The 19,246-nt window shown below is 62.5% G+C and carries 12 protein-coding genes, 9 tRNA genes and 1 pseudogene; 20 read left to right on the top strand and 2 right to left on the bottom strand.

Features of this window, described 5'->3' with window-relative positions; translation table 11 throughout:
• Positions 1-7 precede the first annotated feature (7 nt).
• A complete protein-coding gene (gene hemA, locus LG30_RS0112560; RefSeq protein ID WP_033131041.1) occupies positions 8-1,267 on the bottom strand; it encodes a glutamyl-tRNA reductase in 1,260 nt (419 codons plus the stop codon).
• Positions 1,268-1,385: 118 nt separating this feature from the next.
• Between hemA and lolB the strand changes: the two are divergent.
• The 15 genes and pseudogenes from lolB (at position 1,386) to LG30_RS0112485 (ending at position 9,614) form a co-directional block, all read left to right on the top strand.
• Positions 1,386-1,969 (top strand): annotated as a pseudogene (lolB, locus tag LG30_RS20990) (lipoprotein insertase outer membrane protein LolB).
• Positions 1,970-1,995: 26 nt separating this feature from the next.
• Complete coding sequence (ispE, locus tag LG30_RS21600) at positions 1,996-2,883, top strand: 4-(cytidine 5'-diphospho)-2-C-methyl-D-erythritol kinase (protein ID WP_081966172.1); 888 nt, start codon at positions 1,996-1,998, stop codon at positions 2,881-2,883.
• Positions 2,863-2,937 (top strand) — tRNA-Gln (locus LG30_RS0112545). Before ispE ends, LG30_RS0112545 begins: the two co-directional genes overlap by 21 nt.
• 239 nt (positions 2,938-3,176) lie before the next feature.
• Complete coding sequence (locus LG30_RS0112540; protein WP_033131039.1) at positions 3,177-4,124, top strand: ribose-phosphate pyrophosphokinase; 948 nt, start codon at positions 3,177-3,179, stop codon at positions 4,122-4,124.
• Positions 4,125-4,216: 92 nt separating this feature from the next.
• A complete protein-coding gene (locus LG30_RS0112535; RefSeq protein ID WP_033131038.1) occupies positions 4,217-6,205 on the top strand; it encodes a bifunctional metallophosphatase/5'-nucleotidase in 1,989 nt (662 codons plus the stop codon).
• A 196-nt stretch (positions 6,206-6,401) separates the two neighbouring features.
• Positions 6,402-6,998 (top strand): aminoacyl-tRNA hydrolase, encoded by a 597-nt coding sequence (pth, locus tag LG30_RS0112530; RefSeq protein ID WP_033131037.1) that lies wholly within the window; start codon positions 6,402-6,404, stop codon positions 6,996-6,998.
• 264 nt (positions 6,999-7,262) lie between these two features.
• A complete protein-coding gene (gene ychF / locus LG30_RS0112525; RefSeq protein ID WP_033131036.1) occupies positions 7,263-8,354 on the top strand; it encodes a redox-regulated ATPase YchF in 1,092 nt (363 codons plus the stop codon).
• A gap of 235 nt (positions 8,355-8,589) precedes the next feature.
• Positions 8,590-8,666 (top strand) — tRNA-Met (locus LG30_RS0112520).
• Between the two features lie 14 nt (positions 8,667-8,680).
• Positions 8,681-8,755, top strand: a tRNA-Gln gene (locus tag LG30_RS0112515).
• Positions 8,756-8,907: 152 nt separating this feature from the next.
• Positions 8,908-8,982: transfer RNA gene (locus LG30_RS0112510), tRNA-Gln, on the top strand.
• 38 nt (positions 8,983-9,020) lie between these two features.
• Positions 9,021-9,097 (top strand) — tRNA-Met (locus tag LG30_RS0112505).
• 14 nt (positions 9,098-9,111) lie between these two features.
• Positions 9,112-9,186: transfer RNA gene (locus LG30_RS0112500), tRNA-Gln, on the top strand.
• A 46-nt stretch (positions 9,187-9,232) separates the two neighbouring features.
• Positions 9,233-9,307: transfer RNA gene (locus LG30_RS0112495), tRNA-Gln, on the top strand.
• A 138-nt stretch (positions 9,308-9,445) separates the two neighbouring features.
• A tRNA-Met gene (locus LG30_RS0112490) sits at positions 9,446-9,522 on the top strand.
• Positions 9,523-9,530: 8 nt separating this feature from the next.
• Positions 9,531-9,614: transfer RNA gene (locus tag LG30_RS0112485), tRNA-Leu, on the top strand.
• Positions 9,615-9,811: 197 nt separating this feature from the next.
• Here LG30_RS0112485 and LG30_RS0112480 read toward each other — a convergent pair.
• Positions 9,812-11,644 (bottom strand): SLC13 family permease, encoded by a 1,833-nt coding sequence (locus tag LG30_RS0112480; RefSeq protein ID WP_033131035.1) that lies wholly within the window; start codon positions 11,642-11,644, stop codon positions 9,812-9,814.
• Between the two features lie 335 nt (positions 11,645-11,979).
• Between LG30_RS0112480 and yqfB the strand changes: the two genes are divergently transcribed.
• The 5 genes from yqfB (at position 11,980) to nifJ (ending at position 19,225) form a co-directional block, all read left to right on the top strand.
• On the top strand, positions 11,980-12,312 hold the full coding sequence (gene yqfB, locus LG30_RS0112475; RefSeq protein ID WP_033131034.1) for a N(4)-acetylcytidine aminohydrolase: 333 nt from the start codon (positions 11,980-11,982) through the stop codon (positions 12,310-12,312).
• Positions 12,313-12,403: 91 nt separating this feature from the next.
• On the top strand, positions 12,404-13,324 hold the full coding sequence (locus LG30_RS0112470; protein ID WP_033131033.1) for an alpha/beta hydrolase: 921 nt from the start codon (positions 12,404-12,406) through the stop codon (positions 13,322-13,324).
• Between the two features lie 60 nt (positions 13,325-13,384).
• Positions 13,385-13,762: a DUF1622 domain-containing protein gene (locus LG30_RS0112465; RefSeq protein WP_033131032.1), complete on the top strand. Its 378-nt coding sequence runs from the start codon at positions 13,385-13,387 to the stop codon at positions 13,760-13,762.
• 181 nt (positions 13,763-13,943) lie between these two features.
• Positions 13,944-15,557 carry a glycoside hydrolase family 13 protein gene (locus tag LG30_RS0112460; protein ID WP_033131031.1) on the top strand — a complete coding sequence of 538 codons (1,614 nt, stop codon included), beginning with the start codon at positions 13,944-13,946 and terminating at the stop codon, positions 15,555-15,557.
• Positions 15,558-15,694: 137 nt separating this feature from the next.
• A complete protein-coding gene (gene nifJ / locus LG30_RS0112455) occupies positions 15,695-19,225 on the top strand; it encodes a pyruvate:ferredoxin (flavodoxin) oxidoreductase (protein ID WP_033131030.1) in 3,531 nt (1,176 codons plus the stop codon).
• The last annotated feature ends 21 nt before the right edge of the window (positions 19,226-19,246 follow it).

Genomic DNA, 19,246 nt, shown 5'->3' with positions numbered 1-19,246 from the left:
CCGAAAATTATGACTCTTGTGACAGCCCCAGCACCTGGCGCAGTTGGGACAGCTTGTGGTTATCCCCCTGTGCGGCGGCCTGGCGCAGGGCCTGGGTCGGGGCGTGGATCAACTTGTTGGTGAGACGATGGGCCATGGCCTTGAGCGCCTGCTCGGCGTTCTCGCCCTGTGCCAGGGCCAGCAAGGCACGTTGCAGCTCTTCGTCCGCCACCTGTTGGGATTGGTGGCGATAGTCGCGGATGAGATCGACCGAGTGCTGGCTGCGATACCAGCCCATGAAGTCGTCGCGCTCCTCATGCACGATGAGCTCCGCCTCGGCGGCGGCCTTCTTGCGGGTCTCGAGGTTCTGCTCGATGATGCCCTGCAGATCGTCCACCGTGTAGAGATAGGCGTCGGACAGCTCATCCACCTCGGCCTCGATGTCCCGCGGCACGGCGATGTCCACCAGGAACATCGGCTTGAAGCGCCGCGCCTTGAGGGCGCGCTCCACCATGCCCTTGCCGATGATGGGCAGCGGGCTCGCAGTGGAGCTGATGACGATGTCCGCCTCGTGCAGGTAGTCCGGGATCTCTTCCAGGGTCATCACCTGGGCGCCAAACTCCTCGGCCAGCAGCTGGGCGCGCTGCAGGGTGCGGTTCGCGACCATCATCTGGGTCACGTTCTGCTCGCGCAGGTGGCGGGCCACCAGTTCGATGGTCTCCCCGGCGCCGACCAGCAACACCTTGGTCTGGGAGAGATCGGAGAAGATCCGGCGCGCGAGACTCACGGCGGCGAAGGCCACCGACACGGCGCTGGCGCCGATCTCGGTGTCGGTACGCACCCGTTTCGCCACCGAGAAGGACTTCTGGAACAGCCGCTCTAGGGCCCCCTTCACCGCCTCGGCCTGCTGGGCATGGGCGTAAGACTGCTTGATCTGCCCCAGGATCTGCGGCTCCCCCAACACCAGGGAGTCGAGGCCACAGGCGACCCGCATCAGGTGGCGTACCGCCTCTTCGTCCTGATGCTGATAGATGGCGGAGATCACTTCGCTCGCATCCAGCTTGTGGAAGGCTTGCAGCCAGCGCAACACCTGTTCCGAGTTCCCCTGCTCCAGGCTGCAATACAGCTCGGTGCGGTTGCAGGTGGAGACGATCACCGCCTCGCTGACACCGGGCTGCTTCACCAGCTCACGCAAGGCGCGATCGATGCAGTCCGGGCCAAAAGCGACCCGTTCCCGCAAGGCGACACTGGCGGTGTTATGGTTGATTCCGAGGGCGAGCAGACTCATGAGTGGATGATGATCGTTTCGTGCACAGGGTATGAGGCCGACAATTGTACGAGAAAGGGTAAGTCTTTAAAAGCAATACGGCCGCCCCTTATACTGTTGCAAATCACCTTTCTGGAGCATGACCTTGTTCTTGCGTATTTTCTCCCTCGCCTGCCTGCTGGTACTGGCCGGCTGTACCACTACTCAACCCCAGCGGGATCAGGTCAACTGGCAGCAGGAGCGCGCCCGTCTCGAGCGGCTCGATCACTGGCAACTGTCGGGCAAGATGGCCATCATCACTCCCCAACAGAAGGGCAGCGCCCGTCTCAACTGGCAGCAAGATGGCGATGACTATCGCCTCAATCTCAGCAGCATCGTTGGCACCCACATCCTGGAGCTCTCCCGCAACAAGGGCGAGGTGACGCTGATCGACAACGACGGCAAGCTGCACCACAGCCAGGACGCCGAAGCCCTGGTCTACCAGCTCACCGGCTGGAATATCCCGGTGCAGGGGCTGCCAGAATGGATCAAGGGGCTGCCGGGTCAGGCCGAGTTCGAGCTCAACCCCGACGCAGCCTGGCCTCGGTGCGCGACGGCCAGTGGCAGATTGTCTATGGCGACTACCGGGACCAGGAAGGCTATCGCCTGCCCCACCTGCTGACCATGACGGGCCAGGGCAGCCGCCTCAAGCTGCAGATCAACCAGTGGACCCTGGCCCCATGATGAGCTCCCCAGACCAGGCACCGTCGATGGCGCTAATCCGCTGGCCCGCACCGGCCAAGTTGAACCTCTTCCTGCACGTCAACGGCCGCCGCCCGGATGGTTATCACGAGTTGCAGACCCTGTTCATCTTCCTCGACCACGGGGATTGGCTCGAATTCGAGCCGCTGCCGGATACAGACTCGCTCACCCTGAGCCCCGCCATCCCCGGCGTGCCCGATGAGCAGAACCTGATCATCCGCGCCGCGCGGTTATTACAGAGCAAACTGGCCAACCCACAGGGGGCCCATATCCGGCTGGAAAAAAACCTGCCCATGGGGGGCGGTATCGGCGGCGGCTCCTCGGATGCGGCCACCACGCTGGTCGCCCTCAATCACCTCTGGCAGGCGGGGCTCAGCCAGGATGAGCTGGCCCAGCTTGGCGTCCAGCTGGGTGCCGACGTGCCGGTGTTTGTGCGCGGCCGCGCCGCCTTTGCGGAAGGGGTCGGTGAGAAGCTGCAACCGGTCGAGCTGCCAAGCGCCTGGTATCTGGTGCTCAAGCCCGATTGCCATGTGGCTACCGCCGCCGTGTTCCAGGATCCTGACCTGCCAAGAGACACGCCCAAGATGGCCTTGTCCGATCTGCTGGCTAAAAAGCAGTTGCGGGAGGGGGGGTGGAAAAACGATTGCGAATTGCTGGTGAAAAAGCGCCACCCCGAGGTTGCCAATGCGCTCGGCTGGTTGCTAGAATACGCGCCGTCAAGAATGACGGGCACTGGAGCTTGCGTCTTTGCTCAATTTGAAGACGAAGTGGCTGCTCGGAAGGTGTTGGCAAGAGTGCCGGAAGGTTGGGATGGGTTTGTCGCCAAGGGCGAGAACATATCACCACTGTTCGTCACTTTGCAACAAGTCAGTGATTGGGGTATCGCCAAGCGGTAAGGCAGCGGGTTTTGATCTCGCCATTCCTAGGTTCGAATCCTAGTACCCCAGCCATTCTCTTGGTGATTGAGATAGGCAATCGATGACGGTCCGGGAAGTGTGAAGAGAGCATTCTCGTCAATCTGCCCGGTTTCTCCTCGATGTCCTTGGATCGCCGATAGCTGACTACAACCCAGGCCGGCGACAGCCTGCGGTAACTCCGCTCGTCAATGCTATGAATCGTTTGCCCGAGAACGATACGGGTCTGAAATCAGACTCTCCACATACTGGATGCAACCCCGAGGTTTCAAACCGTGCCTGACATGAAGCTGTTTGCTGGTAACGCAACGCCGGAACTAGCCCAGAAGATCGCAGATCGCCTGTTTATCAAACTCGGCAATGCTGCCGTAGGTCGCTTTAGCGACGGCGAGATCAGCGTACAGATCAATGAGAATGTACGTGGTGGCGATATCTTCATCATTCAATCCACCTGTGCCCCGACCAACGACAATTTGATGGAATTGATCGTCATGGTGGATGCACTGCGTCGTGCTTCAGCTGGCCGTATTACTGCCGTCATCCCCTACTTCGGCTATGCCCGTCAGGATCGCCGCGTCCGCTCCGCCCGTGTGCCCATCACCGCCAAGGTTGTCGCCGACTTCCTGTCCAGCGTGGGTGTGGATCGCGTGCTGACCGTTGACCTCCATGCCGAGCAGATCCAGGGCTTCTTCGACGTCCCCGTCGACAACGTGTTCGGTAGCCCAGTGCTGCTGGAAGACATGCAGTCCAAGAACCTCGAATCCCCCGTGGTCGTCTCGCCGGACATCGGCGGCGTGGTCCGTGCCCGTGCCATCGCCAAACTGCTGGACGACACCGACATCGCCATCATCGACAAGCGTCGTCCCCGCCCGAACGTCTCCCAGGTCATGCACCTGATCGGTGACGTGGCTGGCCGTGACTGCATCATCGTCGATGACATGATCGACACCGGTGGCACCCTGTGCAAGGCCGCAGAAGCCTTGAAAGAGCGCGGCGCCAAGCGCGTGTTCGCCTATGCGACTCACCCTGTCTTCTCCGGCTCCGCCGTGGAAAACATCAAGAATTCGGTCATCGACGAGCTGATCATCACCGACTCCATCCCGCTCACTGCCGAGATGAAAGCCGTTGACAAGGTCAAGCAGCTGACCCTTTCTACCGTGCTGGCCGAAGCCATCCGCCGTATCAGCAACGAAGAGTCCATCTCTGCCATGTTTGAGCATTGATAGCCCCGTTGTGACAAAAACCGCCGACTGGCGGTTTTTGTTTTTCTAGCCAGACCCGGTATTGCCCTGCCCCGGCAGGTTAAGGATGTCCCATGAAGTGCTTGCGTCCCCTGCTCCTCCTCCCGCTCTGTGCCCTGCTTTCCGCCTGCCTGCCCGGTCAGGACCATGCGCCTTTCACCCTGACCCTGGCGCACATGAACGACACCCACTCCCAGTTCGATCCGGTCAACGCCGAGTTCAAGGGCGCCATCTTCGGCAACACGGGAGAGAAAGATACCCTCTACACCCGCCTCGGCGGCTACCCCCGGTTGCTGACCATGGCCAAGGCCTACCAAGCGGACGCGCTCGCCAAGAATGAGCCCTTGCTTCTGCTGCACGGTGGTGACGCCTGGCAGGGGAGCGGCTACTTCAAGCTCAACGAGGGGATGGCCAACGCCGAGCTGCTCAGCCAGTTCGGGCTCGATGCCATGGCCCTTGGCAACCACGAGTTCGATCTCGACAACCACAAGCTGGCCCGCTTCATCGAGGGGGTGAACTTCCCGGTGCTGGCCGCCAACCTGGAGGTCGGTGCCGACCCGGATCTGAGCCAGGCCCGCAACCTCAAGCCCTTCGTGGTCTACGCCTTCGAGGGTAACCAGAAGACCCCGGTCCCGGATCTCAACCATCTGCCGCAAGGCAAGCAGCTGGTCGCCGTCATGGGGCTGGTACTGGAAGACATGGCCAACATCTCCCCCAACGTCGGCCAGCTCCATTTTCGCAAGGAAGTCGAGACGGCCCAGGCCACGGTGGATCTGCTGCAAGCCAAGGGCATCAACCACATCATCGCCCTGACCCACATCGGCAACGCCCGGGATCTGGCGCTCGCGGCCGAGGTCAACGGGCTGGACGCCATCGTCGGCGGCCACTCCCACAGCCTGCTCGGCGACTTCAGCAACATCGGCTGGGGCAACATCGGGGAATACGCGGCGCTGGTCACCAACCCGGACGGGGTCGGCCTCACCTGCGTGGTGCAGGCGGGCTCCTATGCCGAGGCTATAGGCCTGGCCCGTGTCAGCTTCGACGGCCAGGGCCGCGTCATCGCCTGCAACGGTCAGAACCGGCTGCTGGCCAGCGGTGACTTCTTCGCCGATCCGGCCCGCCAGCAACCCCTCGACCAAGCCCGCAGCCAGCAGGCGAACAAGTTTATCGACGCCCAGCCCAACCTGGTGACGGTGGATGAGGATCCCCGCCTGCGCGGTATCATCGACAGCCACTTCAAACCGGCGCTGGAGCAGGCCTTTGGCCCCGTCATCGCCACCCTGCCTGCGGCGCTGCAAAACGCCCGCCGCCCGGGGGACAACGGCAGCGACAGCCACGGCTCGGACGTCGCCCCCCTGGTGGCCGAAGGCCAGTACTATTGGGCCAACACCCCGGCGGTGCAGGCGCTGACCGGCGGCCCTGTCGATTTCGCCCTGCTGGCGGTGGGGGGCGTGCGCGCCGATCTGCCCGCCGGCGAGCTGCGCCAAGGGGATCCCGCCCTCACCCTGCTGCCGTTCAAGAACCCGCTCGCCGTGCTGACCCTGACCGGCGCCGAGGTACGCGCCCTGCTGACCGAAACCATCAGCGCCACCCTGGCCCCCAGCGCCCACGCCGGCAAGTTCCCCTACAGCGGCCATCTGCGCTACCGCTTCACCGAAACCCTGGCGGGTAAAAAGGGCTCCCTGACCCAGTTGCAATGGCAGGCGGCCGATGGGCAGTGGCAGGATCTGGTGGATGGCCAGCGCTACAAAGTGGTGATGAACGCCTACAGCGCCAACGGCAACGACGGCTGGCAGGCGCTGGCCCGCGCCCAGGTACAGCAGGCCGAGCGGGTGGATCTCGCCTGGGTGGATGGCAAGCTGACCGCCTTCCCCGTGCTGCAGGTGGTGCAAAACGGCGACCAACTGAGCGCCCGCTACGGCGACGGCCAGGCATTGGACTGCAAGGCCGAGACCGTCGACTGCGGCACCGATGCCGCCTCCTTCGTGCAGTATGTGAAGGAGCAGCGCCCGACCCTGACGGCACTGACCGAGGAGACGGTCACCCTGCAGCGGGCCGACTGACCCCAATACCCCAGGCAGACAGCGCGTAAAACGGGCCCTGACAGGGCCCGTTTTGCCGTCGTTGACCACCAGTTCCGCCCTTATTCCCGGCAGTTGCCGAGCTTTGGTTGAGTGATCGCCAGTCGGCGGCTAGAATATTGCGTCCCATTGCCCCGGACCATCCGTCCCGGGCAAGCAGCGAGTGAAGACATCAAGCGTGACGAATCAAATCAAACTGATTGTCGGTCTGGGTAATCCCGGCCCCGAATATGCCAAGACCCGCCACAACGCGGGGGCCTGGTATGTGGAGCAACTGGCCCGCTGGCACAACGTCAGCCTGCGCGAAGAGCCCAAGTTCTTTGGCCATACCGCCCGCATGTTGGTGGAAGGGCAGGATGTGCGACTGCTCATCCCCAATACCTTCATGAATCTCTCCGGCAAGGCCGTGGCAGCGCTGGCGCGCTTCTACCAGATAGCCCCGGAAGAGATGCTGGTGGCCCATGATGAGCTCGATCTGCCCCCCGGCATCGCCAAGTTCAAGCAGGGTGGCGGTCACGGCGGCCACAATGGCCTCAAGGACATCATCGCCAGGATGGGCAACAACAATAACTTCTTCCGGCTGCGTCTGGGGATAGGCCATCCCGGCGCCAAGGAGCTGGTGGCCGGCTTCGTGCTGACCAAGGCCCCCAGCAGTGAACAGAGCCTGATCGAGGCCGCATTGGACGAATCCCTGCGCGCCACCGACATCCTGTTCAAACAGGACATGACCAAGGCCATGAACCGGCTGCACAGCTTCAAGGCCGAGAAGGTTTGAACCGATTTTAGTCGGTGGTGCACTGGACGAATTCCGATGTACACGCTACCGACATCCTGTTCAAGCAGGACATGACCAAGGCCATGAACCGGCTGCACAGCTTCAAGGCCGAGAAGGTATAGAGCGCCGGTGCGCAGTCGGCACCGGCTCACATAAGAGATGACCCGGGTCATGAGCGGTTTTGCCGCCTCAGGGCCCGAGCAAGCATGACATGGGTCGCCCAAGGGCGTCCCTCACAGCATCCATCAAGTAAGGTAACAATCCATGGGTTTTAAATGCGGTATCGTGGGCCTGCCCAATGTAGGCAAATCCACCCTGTTCAATGCGCTGACCAAGGCCGGCATCGAAGCCGCCAACTTCCCGTTCTGCACCATTGAGCCGAACACGGGTGTGGTCCCCATGCCGGATCCCCGTCTCGATGCCCTGGCGGCCATCATCAATCCCCAGCGCGTGGTGCCGACCACCATGGAATTCGTGGACATCGCCGGCCTGGTGGCGGGCGCCTCCAAGGGTGAGGGTCTGGGCAACCAGTTCCTGGCCAACATCCGCGAGACCGAAGCCATCGGCCACGTGGTGCGCTGCTTCGAAGACGAGAACATCATCCACGTCGCGGGCAAGGTCTCCCCGGCCGATGACATCGAGGTGATCAATACCGAATTGGCCCTGTCTGACTTGGACGCCTGCGAGCGCGCCATCCACCGTCAGTCCAAGCGCGCCAAGGGTGGCGACAAGGATGCCAAGCTGGAAGTGGAGACCCTGGAAAAAATTCGCGCCGTGCTGGAAAACGGCCAGATGATCCGTGGCATGAAGCTGGACAAGGAAGAGCTGGCCGCCGTCAGCCACCTCAACTTCCTGACCTTGAAGCCCACCATGTACATCGCCAACGTGGCGGAAGACGGCTTCGAGAACAACCCCTTCCTCGACAAGGTGCGTGAAATCGCCGCCGCCGAGAACGCGGTCGTGGTCGTGGTCTGCTGTGCCATCGAGTCAGACATCGCCGAGCTGGACGACGCCGATCGCGCCGAATTCATGGCAGACCTCGGTATCGAAGAGCCGGGCCTGAACCGGGTGATCCGCTCCGGTTACGAGCTGCTGAACCTGCAGACCTACTTCACCGCCGGCGTGAAGGAAGTGCGTGCCTGGACCATTCCGGTCGGTGCCACCGCCCCGCAAGCGGCTGGCAAGATCCACACCGACTTTGAAAAAGGCTTTATTCGCGCCCAGACCATCGCCTTCGACGACTTTATCACCTACAAGGGTGAGCAAGGTGCCAAGGAAGCAGGCAAGATGCGCGCCGAAGGGAAAGACTACATCGTCAAGGATGGCGATATTATGAACTTCCTGTTCAACGTCTAATCCCATGAGAGGCCAGCATTTGCTGGCCTCTTTGCTAAGTGCTCCGGTTGCGGATCTACTGGCAAATGTCGCAAAAAAAACCAGATTGTTGGGCTTTTGCACGATAGCGTCCAATAACTCGCCAAACGCACCCAAATTCGGTTTTTCTGGCAAAAAAAGGGTTGACGCCCCAGAGCCAGATACGCATAATTCCGGCCGCACAGTGACGAGGCAACGACTCACTGGAAGCACGGTTGGCTATGTAGCTCAGTTGGTTAGAGCATCGCACTCATAATGCGAGGGTCACAGGTTCGAATCCCGTCATAGCCACCATAAATCAGTTCAGTTGGGGTATCGCCAAGCGGTAAGGCAGCGGGTTTTGATCTCGCCATCCCTAGGTTCGAATCCTAGTACCCCAGCCATTATTTTTGGTTATCGATGTTCATCTGTCGGTAGCAAGCTGAGGAAAACATTGAGGGGCTTTGATCTCGTCAATGTGCCTAGGTACAAATCCTAGTGCCCCAGCCATTTTTGAAGTTCTTTGCCAGCATTCCGTGCTGTTGAAGAGCGCTGTTGGGGTATCGCCAAGCGGTAAGGCAGCGGGTTTTGATCTCGCCATCCCTAGGTTCGAATCCTAGTACCCCAGCCATTATCTCGTTCTCTTCCACCTCGTGGTTGATGACAGATGGCTATGTAGCTCAGTTGGTTAGAGCATCGCACTCATAATGCGAGGGTCACAGGTTCGAATCCCGTCATAGCCACCATAAATTAGTTCAGTTGGGGTATCGCCAAGCGGTAAGGCAGCGGGTTTTGATCTCGCCATCCCTAGGTTCGAATCCTAGTACCCCAGCCATTTTTAAAGTTCTTTGCCGGCATGTCATGCTGTTGAAGAGCGTTGTTGGGGTATCGCCAAGCGGTAAGGCAGCGGGTTTTGATCTCGCCATCCCTAGGTTCGAATCCTAGTACCCCAGCCATTATTGCCTTTCATCGACCTTGTCGGTGATAGCTGTGGTAAACGTAAGAGGTTTTGATCTCGTCAACGTTCCTAGGTTCGTATCCTAGTACCACAGTCATTATCTTGTTTTCTTCCACCACAGTGGTCGATGACAGATGGCTATGTAGCTCAGTTGGTTAGAGCATCGCACTCATAATGCGGGGGTCACAGGTTCGAATCCCGTCATAGCCACCATTAATATTGCGGAAGTGGCGAAATTGGTAGACGCACCAGATTTAGGTTCTGGCGCCCTAGGCGTGAGAGTTCGAGTCTCTCCTTCCGCACCATTAATAGCAGTACCAAACAGACCAGCTCAGGCTGGTTTTTTTGTGCCTGAGTTTCAGCCCTTGTCCCCTCTCCTTCCCTGCCGCTCTCCCTGCTCACTGGCTTGTCAGCCCAATATTTCATCTCACAGCGTCGAGATCTATGGCCAATAAAAAGCGGCCCGCAGGCCGCTTGCACTCCTTGTCCCCCTCAAGCGCGCTCAGAACGGGAAGAACCAGGGAATGGCGATGACGCTCACCACCATCACCAGCAGGGTGAAGGGCACCCCGATCCGCACGAAGTCCACGAACTTGTAGTTGCCCGGGCCCAGCACCAGGGTATTGACCGGTGACGAGACCGGCGTCATGAAGGCCGCCGAGGCGGCGATGGCGATGGTCATGGCGAAGGGATAGGGAGAGATCCCCATCTGCTGGGCCGTGCCCAGCGCAATGGGCGCCATCAGCACGGCGGTGGCGGTGTTGGAGATAAAGAGCCCGATCAGGGCGCACAGGGCGAACAGGCTGGCCAGCATCACACGAGGACCCATATCCCCCACCGCAGAGATCAGACCACCGACGATGAGATCCACCCCGCCGGTCTTTTGCAACGCCAGGGCGAAGGGCAGCATGCCGACGATCAGGATCAGGGTCGGCCAGTGGATGGACTTGTAGGCGCTCTCCATGTCAATGCAGCGGAACTTGCCCATCAGCAGGCAGGCGATAAGCGCCGCTATGACGTTGGGCACGGGGTCTGTCACCATCAGCACTATCATGACCCCGAGGCAGATCAGGGCGTGGATGGCCTGACTGCGGGCCGGCGCCATTTCGTCTACTTCTGCCGGCAACCCCAGCAGCAGGAAATCCCGTACTTTAGCCTGCAACTGGCGAATAAGACTCCAGTTACCCACCACCAGCAGGCTATCCCCCATCTGCAGCGGCTCGTCCACCAGCTTGCCGGTGAGCGCCTCCCCGCCGCGGCGAATGCCCACCACGCTCAGGCCATAGTGGGTACGAAACGCCACCTCGCGGATGCTCTTGCCGAGCAGGCGGGATTCGGGAATGAGCGACACCTCGGCCATGCCCACCTCCCGCGCCTGATCGGAGAAGTACTCCCCGCGCAAGATCATGGGCTCGAGCCGCGCCTCGCTGCAGAACTCACGCACATCCACCTCGGGATCGGACATGTCGATGAGCAGCACGTCCTTGGCCTGGAACTCGGTGACGCCGGAGACGGTCACCATCACCCGCCTGAACTTGCGCCAGCGCTCCAGCCCGATGACGTTGGCGCCGTAACGGGCACGCAGCTGCAGCTCGTCCAGGGTTTGGCCAATCAGGGGAGAGTCTGGGCGGATCGCCAGCCGGCGAGCCCGGCCGGCCAGCCGGTAGTCGCGGATGAGGTCGCGCAGGGTGCTGCGCCTCGCCTGCTTGCCCTTGCCCTCCTCCCCCTCGCGCACCAGGGAATTGCGCATCAGCAGCATGTAGAGGATCCCTAGCCCCAGGATCAGCACCCCCATGGGGGTGAAGCTGAAGAAGCCGAAGCCGTGGATGCCGTGACGCATCAATTCGCTGTTGACCACCATGTTGGGGGGGGTCGCCACCAGGGTCATCATGCCGCTGATGAGACCGGCGAAGCCGAGCGGCATCATCAGCCGTCCGGCCGGGATCCCCATCCGGTTCGCCACGCTCAGCACCACGGGGATGAAGATGGCCACCACCCCTGTGCTGCTCATCACGGCCCCCAGGGTCGCCACCGCCACCATCAAGAGCACCAGCATGCGGGTCTCGCTGCTGCCCGCGACTTTGACCAGCGCATCCCCCACCTGATAGGCGATGCCGGTGCGCACCAGCCCCTCCCCCACCACGAACAGGGCGGCGATCAGGATGACGTTGGGATCGCTGAAGCCCGCCAGTGCCTCCGGCAGGGTCAGGGTGCCGCTCAGCACAAACAGGATGACGATCGACAAGGCCACCACGTCCATGCGCACCTTGTTGGTAATAAACAGATAAATGGCGCCCACCAGCATGCAGAGGACCCAGATCAACTCGGAATTCACACTCGCTCCTTTCGTTCTTTCCCGCCCCGATGCCGGGCTGCAACCGCGTCCATCAGACCACAGCTTCCACGCCCCCATCTTGTTACATGTCAAGAAAGGGGAGCCCTCATCATCGCACATCAGGGCTCGCTTGCAGCCGGTAAAAATGGCAAAGACGAAGGGATCCCTCCGCCCTTTCTTGTTACGACTCGGCACCACAAGGACAAAAGTGCTGCGATCCCCTCCCAGCGTCCCCTAGAATGTGCCCACGCAGGCCACCCTCTGCCCCATGTCGGCAGCGGTAAGCCCACCAGGCCGCACGCCTGTCTCGTGCCTTAACTCTTTTTGGAGATGTCATGTCGACTCAATCCCCGCAATACCCCGAGTTCACCTTCTTCAGCCGCTTCGTCGACGACATTCTGGCGGGCCGCAAGACCATCACCATTCGCGACGAGAGCGAGGCTCACTGGCAGCCGGGCCAGCGCCTCTCCCTCTTCACCAACCCCGAACAGCAGCCGTTCGGCGATATCGAAGTACTGTCGGTCGAGCCGGTGGCCTTCGATGCCCTGAGCGAGGAGCATGCCCGCCAGGAGAACATGACCCTGGCCGAGCTCAAACAGGTGATCCGAGACATCTACCCCGCCCTGCCGCCGCTCTATGTGATTGAATTCAGACTGATCGAACGCTGAGTCTGTGAGTCGCCTCACGCCAGCCCCATTGCCATTGGATCCCGAAAGCCCATAATAACTGTTTTTATATACAGTTATTATGGAGTACCCCATGCAAGCCCCCCTCGAACCCGCCATCGCCGAGATAGTCGATGGCTTTGTCGCCGCCGGCCGCCCCAAGGCCAGTAATTTGAGCTGGCAGGCAAGGCGCGAAGGCTATCTCTCCTCGGCTGTGCTGGGCGGGGAGCGAGAGGAGGTCGGGCAGATCGAGGAGTGGTGCGAGCCCCAGTATGCCGTTCGCCTCTATCGTCCGGCGCAAGGAGCCCAGACTTCCCACCCCGCCCTCATCTACTTTCACGGCGGCTGCTTCATCAGCGGGGATTTCGAGACCCACGACCGCCAGCTGCGCATGCTGTGCAATAGCGCCAATGCGCTGGAGTTTGCGGTGCACACCCGCCTCGCCCCCGAGCATGTCTATCCGGCGGCCCACGACGACGCCCTGGCGGCAACCCTCGCCATCATGGTGCGGCTGGACCAATGGCAGGGAGATCCGCACCGGTTGGCACTGGCCGGTGACAGCGCTGGCGGCCATCTCACGCTGGTCACCTGCTTGCGGCTCAAGGCCATGGGCGCCCCCCTCCCCGCCGTCCAGATCCTGATCTATCCCATGCTGGATGCCGGTGGCGAGAGCCAAAGCTATCGCGACTATGGCGAGGATTACCTCATCACCGCTGACATGCTGCTAAGCGGCTATCATGCCTATCTGGGCGTGCTGCCGACCCGCCATCCCGAGGCCAGCCCACTTCACCATCCAGGTCTTGCCGGTCTGCCACGCACCCACATCCTCACGGCCGAATACGACCCTCTACGCGATGAGGGGGAGGCACTCTATCGGGCCCTGCTCGAAGCCGGTGTCGAGGCCAGCTGCCAGCGCCAGCTCGGCGTCATCCACGGCTTCTTCCAGCTGGCGGGGATAAGCCCGGCGGCCCGCTCGGCCATTGGCCAGGTGGTGGCCATCATCCGGGCCCTCTGAGTTGGTCTTGCGCGAGCATTGTGTTAATAGTGTCTCCTTTGAATCGATAAGGAGTCGAAGGTGCTTGAGATAACCAGCCTGCGAGAGGCCATGATGCACGGGGTCGAGCTGTTCCAGCTGCTGCTGGAGATCATCTCCATCGCCTGCGTGGTGATCGGGCTCGGCAAGACCCTTTGGCTGGCGGCGCGGGTGCGGGATCACGCCCCGGGCTTCCCCCGCATCCGGCTCTGCTTCGGCAGCTGGCTCATTCTGGCGCTGGAGTTCCAGCTCGCCGCCGACATACTGGCGACCACGGTGGCGCCGAGCAAGGAGGAGCTGATCCGACTCGCCATCATCGCGGTGATCCGCACCTTCCTGAACTACTTCCTCGGCAAGGAGCTGGAAGCCCAGAGCGAACGCCAGCAGGATCGACTGGCAGAGTCGCCCCCAGCCAGATAAAGATGCTATCGCAGCGCCACTCTGGTGCCTTGTCCCCGACAAGCCGAGGCGGCGCCGTGACCCGATCCGCACTTTTGACAACTGGCCGACGCTGGAACCCTTTTCAAGACGTGCCCGCCCCTGCCCCACGCCGCCGCGACCACCTAGAATGGGGCTTCCCTTTCCCGGCCCGGCCATCCCCATGACCCCTCTCGACAGCGGCGTGATTTACCAGATCTACCCCATGAGTTTTCAAGACAGCGACGGCGATGGCATGGGGGACATCAACGGCATTCGTCAGCGTCTCGATTATCTGGCCGAGCTCGGCGTCGACATGCTCTGGCTCACCCCAGTCTACCGCTCCCCCAAGTGCGACAACGGCTACGACGTGGCAGATTATCGCGACATCGATCCCGCGTTTGGCACCCTGACCGAGATGGAGCATCTGATCCAGGAAGCCGGGGCACACGGCATCGGCATCATGATGGATATCGTCGCCAACCACACCTCCACCGATCACCTGTGGTTCCAGCGCGCCCTCGCCGGGGCTCCCCACTATCAGGCCTTCTATGTGTTTCGCGACCAGGCCTTCGTCGATGCCCATCCGCTCCAGTCCATCTTCGGCGGCGACGCCTGGCAATACCTGCCCGCCCTGGATCTTTACTACCTGCACAACTTCGATCCCGGCCAGGCCGATCTGGACTGGGACAACCCGGCTGTGCGCGACGCCATGGCCGAGGTGATCAACTTCTGGCTGGACAAAGGGATCCGGGGCTTTCGTTTCGATGTGATCGACATGGTGAGCAAGGACTGGTCACGCCTCGCCATGAGCAACGGGCCGCAGCTGCACCGCTATATTCGCGAACTCAATGACGCCAGCTTCGGCGGCAAAGGGATCATCACGGTGGGAGAGACCTGGGGGGCGGATCTCCCCCATATGCGCAGCTACTCCAACCCGGACGGCAGCGAGTTCAGCATGGTGTTCAACTTCGAGCACCTGGGGCTGGGGCCGGACAAGTGGTCATCGCACTTTGAGCTCTTGCGCTTCAAGCAGGCCATGGCTCGCCACCAGCAGGGGTTGCACCGCCAGGGCTGGAACAGCCTGTTTCTCGGCAACCACGACCTGCCGCGCGCCATCTCCCGCTTTGGCAACGACGAGCCACAGTGGCGAGAGCTCAGCGCCAAGCAGTGGGCCATGGTGCTGCACCTGATGCAGGGCACCCCCTTCATCTATCAGGGGGAGGAGCTCGGCATGACCAACCGTCACTGGCAGCCCCATGAGCTGCGGGATGTGGAGGCCATCAACTATCGCACCGGCCAGCAGGCGCAGGGGCTCGCCCCCACCGAGCTGACGCGGCGCCTCGATGCCATGGGTCGCGACAACGCCAGAACCCCGATGCAGTGGGATGCCGGCCCTCACGCCGGTTTCAGTACGGCCGAGCCCTGGATAGTCCTCAACGAAAACTACAAGGAGATCAACGCTGCCGAACAGCTGGCCCGCCCCGATTCGCTGTTTCACTGTTATCGCCAGCTGATCGCCCTGCGCAAGGCCCAGCCGGTCATTCGCCACGGCATCTTCGAGCTGCTGGATCCGGACGACCCGCAGCGCATCGGCTACCGGCGCCGCTACCGGGATCCCGCCTGCGGCCAGACTCACGTCCTGTTGCTGCTCGCCAATCTCACTGCAGACACCTTGCCCATGCCCCATTTCGACCAGGCGCCAGGGGCGGACAGGCTGCTCATCGGCAACTACCCCACAGCCCCCGCCAGCGCCCTGTTTGCCCCTTACCAGACCGCCGTCTGGCTGCTGACCTGAGGGAAAGAGGCGCAAGCGGCTACTGATTATTTATCCCGTTTGATGCCGGCTGTTCCCCCCCCTTATGATGTTCATGACCTATCCATGGCTGGCACTCCATCGCCGGCCTTTACACTGGCATAGCAAGTGGGCAACTCATGATCACCACAGACGGTAATAACGCGGTCGCCTCAGTGGCCTACCGCACCAGCGAAGTCATCGCCATCTACCCCATCACCCCCAGCTCCAGCATGGCGGAGCAGGCGTCGGCCTGGTCGAGCGATCGGGGCCTGAACCTGTGGGGCGACGTGCCCAGGGTGGTCGAGATGCAGTCGGAGGGTGGGGCCATCGCCACCGTCCACGGCGCCTTGCAGACCGGCGCGCTGGCGACTTCCTTTACCTCGTCCCAGGGCCTGCTGCTGATGATCCCCAACCTCTACAAGTTGGCGGGTCAGCTCATTCCCTTCGTACTCCACGTGGCGGCGCGCACCGTCGCGACCCATGCCCTGTCCATCTTCGGCGATCACTCGGACGTGATGGCGGTGCGCCAGACCGGCTGCGCCATGCTCTGCGCCAGCAACGTGCAGGAGGCGCAGGACTTCGCCCTGATCTCCCAGGTGGCCAGCCTCAACAGCCGGCTGCCCTTTATCCACTTCTTCGACGGTTTCCGTACCTCCCACGAGATCACCAAGATAGTGCCGCTGGCGGACGACACCCTGCGTGCCCTGCTGCCGGAGGCGGCCATCCGTGCCCACCGGGATCGTGCCCTGAGCCCGGATCACCCCGTCGTGCGCGGCACCGCAGCCAACCCGGACACCTATTTCCAGTGCCGGGAGGCCACCAATCCCTGGTATGACGACGCCTACCGCCACGTGAGCGAGGCGATGCAAGCCTTCGGCGAACAGACCGGGCGCCACTACCGGCCGTTCGAATATCTGGGTCACCCAGAGGCCGAGCGGGTGCTGGTGCTGATGGGTTCCGCCATCGGCACCTGTGAGGAGGTGATCGCGCGGCTGATCGAGCAAGGAGAGAAGGTGGGACTGGTGAAGGTGCGCCTCTATCGCCCCTTCAGGGCAGAGCATCTGCTGGCGGTCATTCCCGAGAGTGCCCGCAAGATTGCGGTGCTGGATCGCACCAAGGAGCCGGGCGCCCAGGCCGAGCCGCTTTATCTGGACGTGATGAGCGCGCTGGCCGAGGCGGTCAGCCGGGGCGAGCGTGCCAGCCTGCCGCGGGTCATCGGCGGTCGCTACGGCCTCTCCTCCAAGGAGTTCAATCCGGCCTGCGTGCAGGCCATCTTCGACGAGCTGATGCTGGACAACCCAAGGCCGCGCTTCACCGTCGGCATCTTCGACGACGTCACCGGCCTCTCCCTGCCGCTGCCGACGTTGGATTATCCGAGCCAGAGCAAGCTGGAGGCGCTCTTCTACGGCCTTGGCAGCGACGGCACCGTCTCGGCGGCCAAGAACAGCATCAAGATCCTCGGCAACCACACCCCGCTCTATCCCCAGGGCTATTTCGTCTACGACTCCAAGAAGGCGGGCGGCCTCACCGTCTCCCACCTGAGGGTGAATGAACGGCCGGTGCAATCGGCCTACCTGGTGGACGAGGCGGACTTCATCGGCTGCCACCAGTGGCAGTTCATCGACCTGTACCAGATGGCGGAGCGGCTCAAGCCGGAGGGGATCTTCCTGCTCAACAGCCCCTACGACGCCGATCAGATCTGGCAGCGGCTGCCCCAGGAGGTGCAACAGGTGCTGCGGGAGAAGCGAGCCCACCTCTACACCATCAACGCCGCCAAGATTGCCCGGGAGTGCCAGCTCGGCAGCCGCATCAATACCGTGATGCAGATGGCCTTCTTTCAGCTGACCGCCATCATCCCGCCAGCAGAGGCCACCGAGTTGCTCAAGCAGGCCATCGCATCGAGCTATGGCAACAAGAGCGCCGAGCTGGTCGAGCGTAACTGGCAGGCCCTGGCCGCCACCTGCGAGGCACTGATCCCGGTGCCGCTGCAGGTGCTTGATCAGTCCAGCCACCAACGCCCCCCCGTGGTGTCGGCCAAGGCCCCCGACTTCGTCCAGACCGTCACCGCCGCCATGCTGGCGGGGCTCGGCGACAGCCTGCCGGTCTCCGCCTTCCCGCCGGATGGCACCTGGCCGGTGGGCACCACCCGCTGGGAGAAGCGCAACATCGCCAAGGAGGTGCCGATCTGGCAGGCGGATCTCTGCACCCAGTGCAACTACTGCGTGGCGGCCTGCCCCCACTCGGCCATCCGCGCCAAGGTGGTGGACAAGGACGCGCTCGAGGGTGCCCCCGCGACCCTGGACGCCCTCGACGTGAAGGCCCGCGACATGCGCGGCCAGCAATACGTGCTGCAGGTGGCGCCTGAGGATTGCACCGGCTGCAACCTCTGCGTCGAGGTGTGCCCGGCCAAGGATCGCACCGATCCGAGCCGCAAGGCGATCAACATGGCGTCCAGGCTCGACCACCTCGATGCCCAGAAGGCGAACTACGACTTCTTCCTGGACCTGCCTGAGCGCACCGCGGAGCAGCTGGAGCGCATCGACATCCGCACCTCCCAGCTCATCTCGCCGCTGTTCGAATACTCAGGCGCCTGCTCCGGCTGTGGCGAGACCCCCTACATCAAGCTGCTGACCCAGCTCTACGGGGACAGGCTGCTGATTGCCAACGCCACCGGCTGCTCCTCCATCTATGGCGGCAACCTGCCCACCACCCCCTACACCACCAACGCCGAGGGGCGTGGCCCGGCCTGGGCGAACTCCTTGTTCGAAGACAACGCCGAATTTGGCTTGGGCTTCAGGCTCACCGTCGATCAGCATCGCGATCGGGTACGCCGCCTGCTGACCGGGCTGGGTGATGTCGTCCCGGCCGAGCTGCAACAGGGGCTGCAAGACGCCAGCCTGCCGGTCTCCGAGCAGCGGGCCCATATAGCGCAGCTGCGCAGCCTGCTGCAGGGCCGCACCGAGCCGGGCGCCGCTGAGCTCGCGCGGGATGCGGATCACCTGGTGGACAAGTCGGTCTGGCTCATCGGCGGCGATGGCTGGGCCTATGACATCGGCTTCGGCGGGCTCGACCACGTGCTGAGTCTGGGGGAGAACATCAACGTGCTGGTGCTCGACACCCAGTGCTACTCCAACACCGGCGGCCAGCAGTCCAAGGCGACGCCGCTCGGCGCCATCACCAAGTTTGGCGAGCAGGGCAAACGCAAGGGGCGCAAGGATCTCGGTGCCAGCGTCATGATGTATGGCCACGTCTATGTGGCGCAGATCTCCCTCGGCGCCCAGATGAACCAGACGGTGAAGGCCATTCAGGAGGCGGAAGCCTATCCGGGGCCGTCGCTGATCATCGCCTACAGCCCCTGCGAGGAGCACGGCTACGATCTGGCCCAGAGCCACGAACAGATGAAGCAGCTGACCGCCACCGGCTTCTGGCCGCTCTACCGCTACGATCCGCGCCGCAGCGAGGAGGGCAAGGCGCCACTGGCACTGGACTCACGCGCTCCTACTGCCTCCCTGGCCGAGACCCTGCAACAGGAGCCCCGCTTCAAGCGGCTGGAGCGCCAGCTGCCGGAGATCGCCACCCAGCTCTACCGGGAGGCGGAGCTGGATGCGAACCGCCGCTTCGCCTGGCTGAGCCAGCTCGCCGGCAAGGAGGCCCCGGCGCAGGAGTGAGTGACATCCAGGCCGTGAGAC

Origin of the sequence: Aeromonas aquatica (assembly GCF_000764655.1) — a bacterium.
GTDB classification, from domain to species: Bacteria; Pseudomonadota; Gammaproteobacteria; order Enterobacterales; family Aeromonadaceae; genus Aeromonas; species Aeromonas aquatica.
This window is presented reverse-complemented; position numbering and strand designations above follow the sequence as displayed.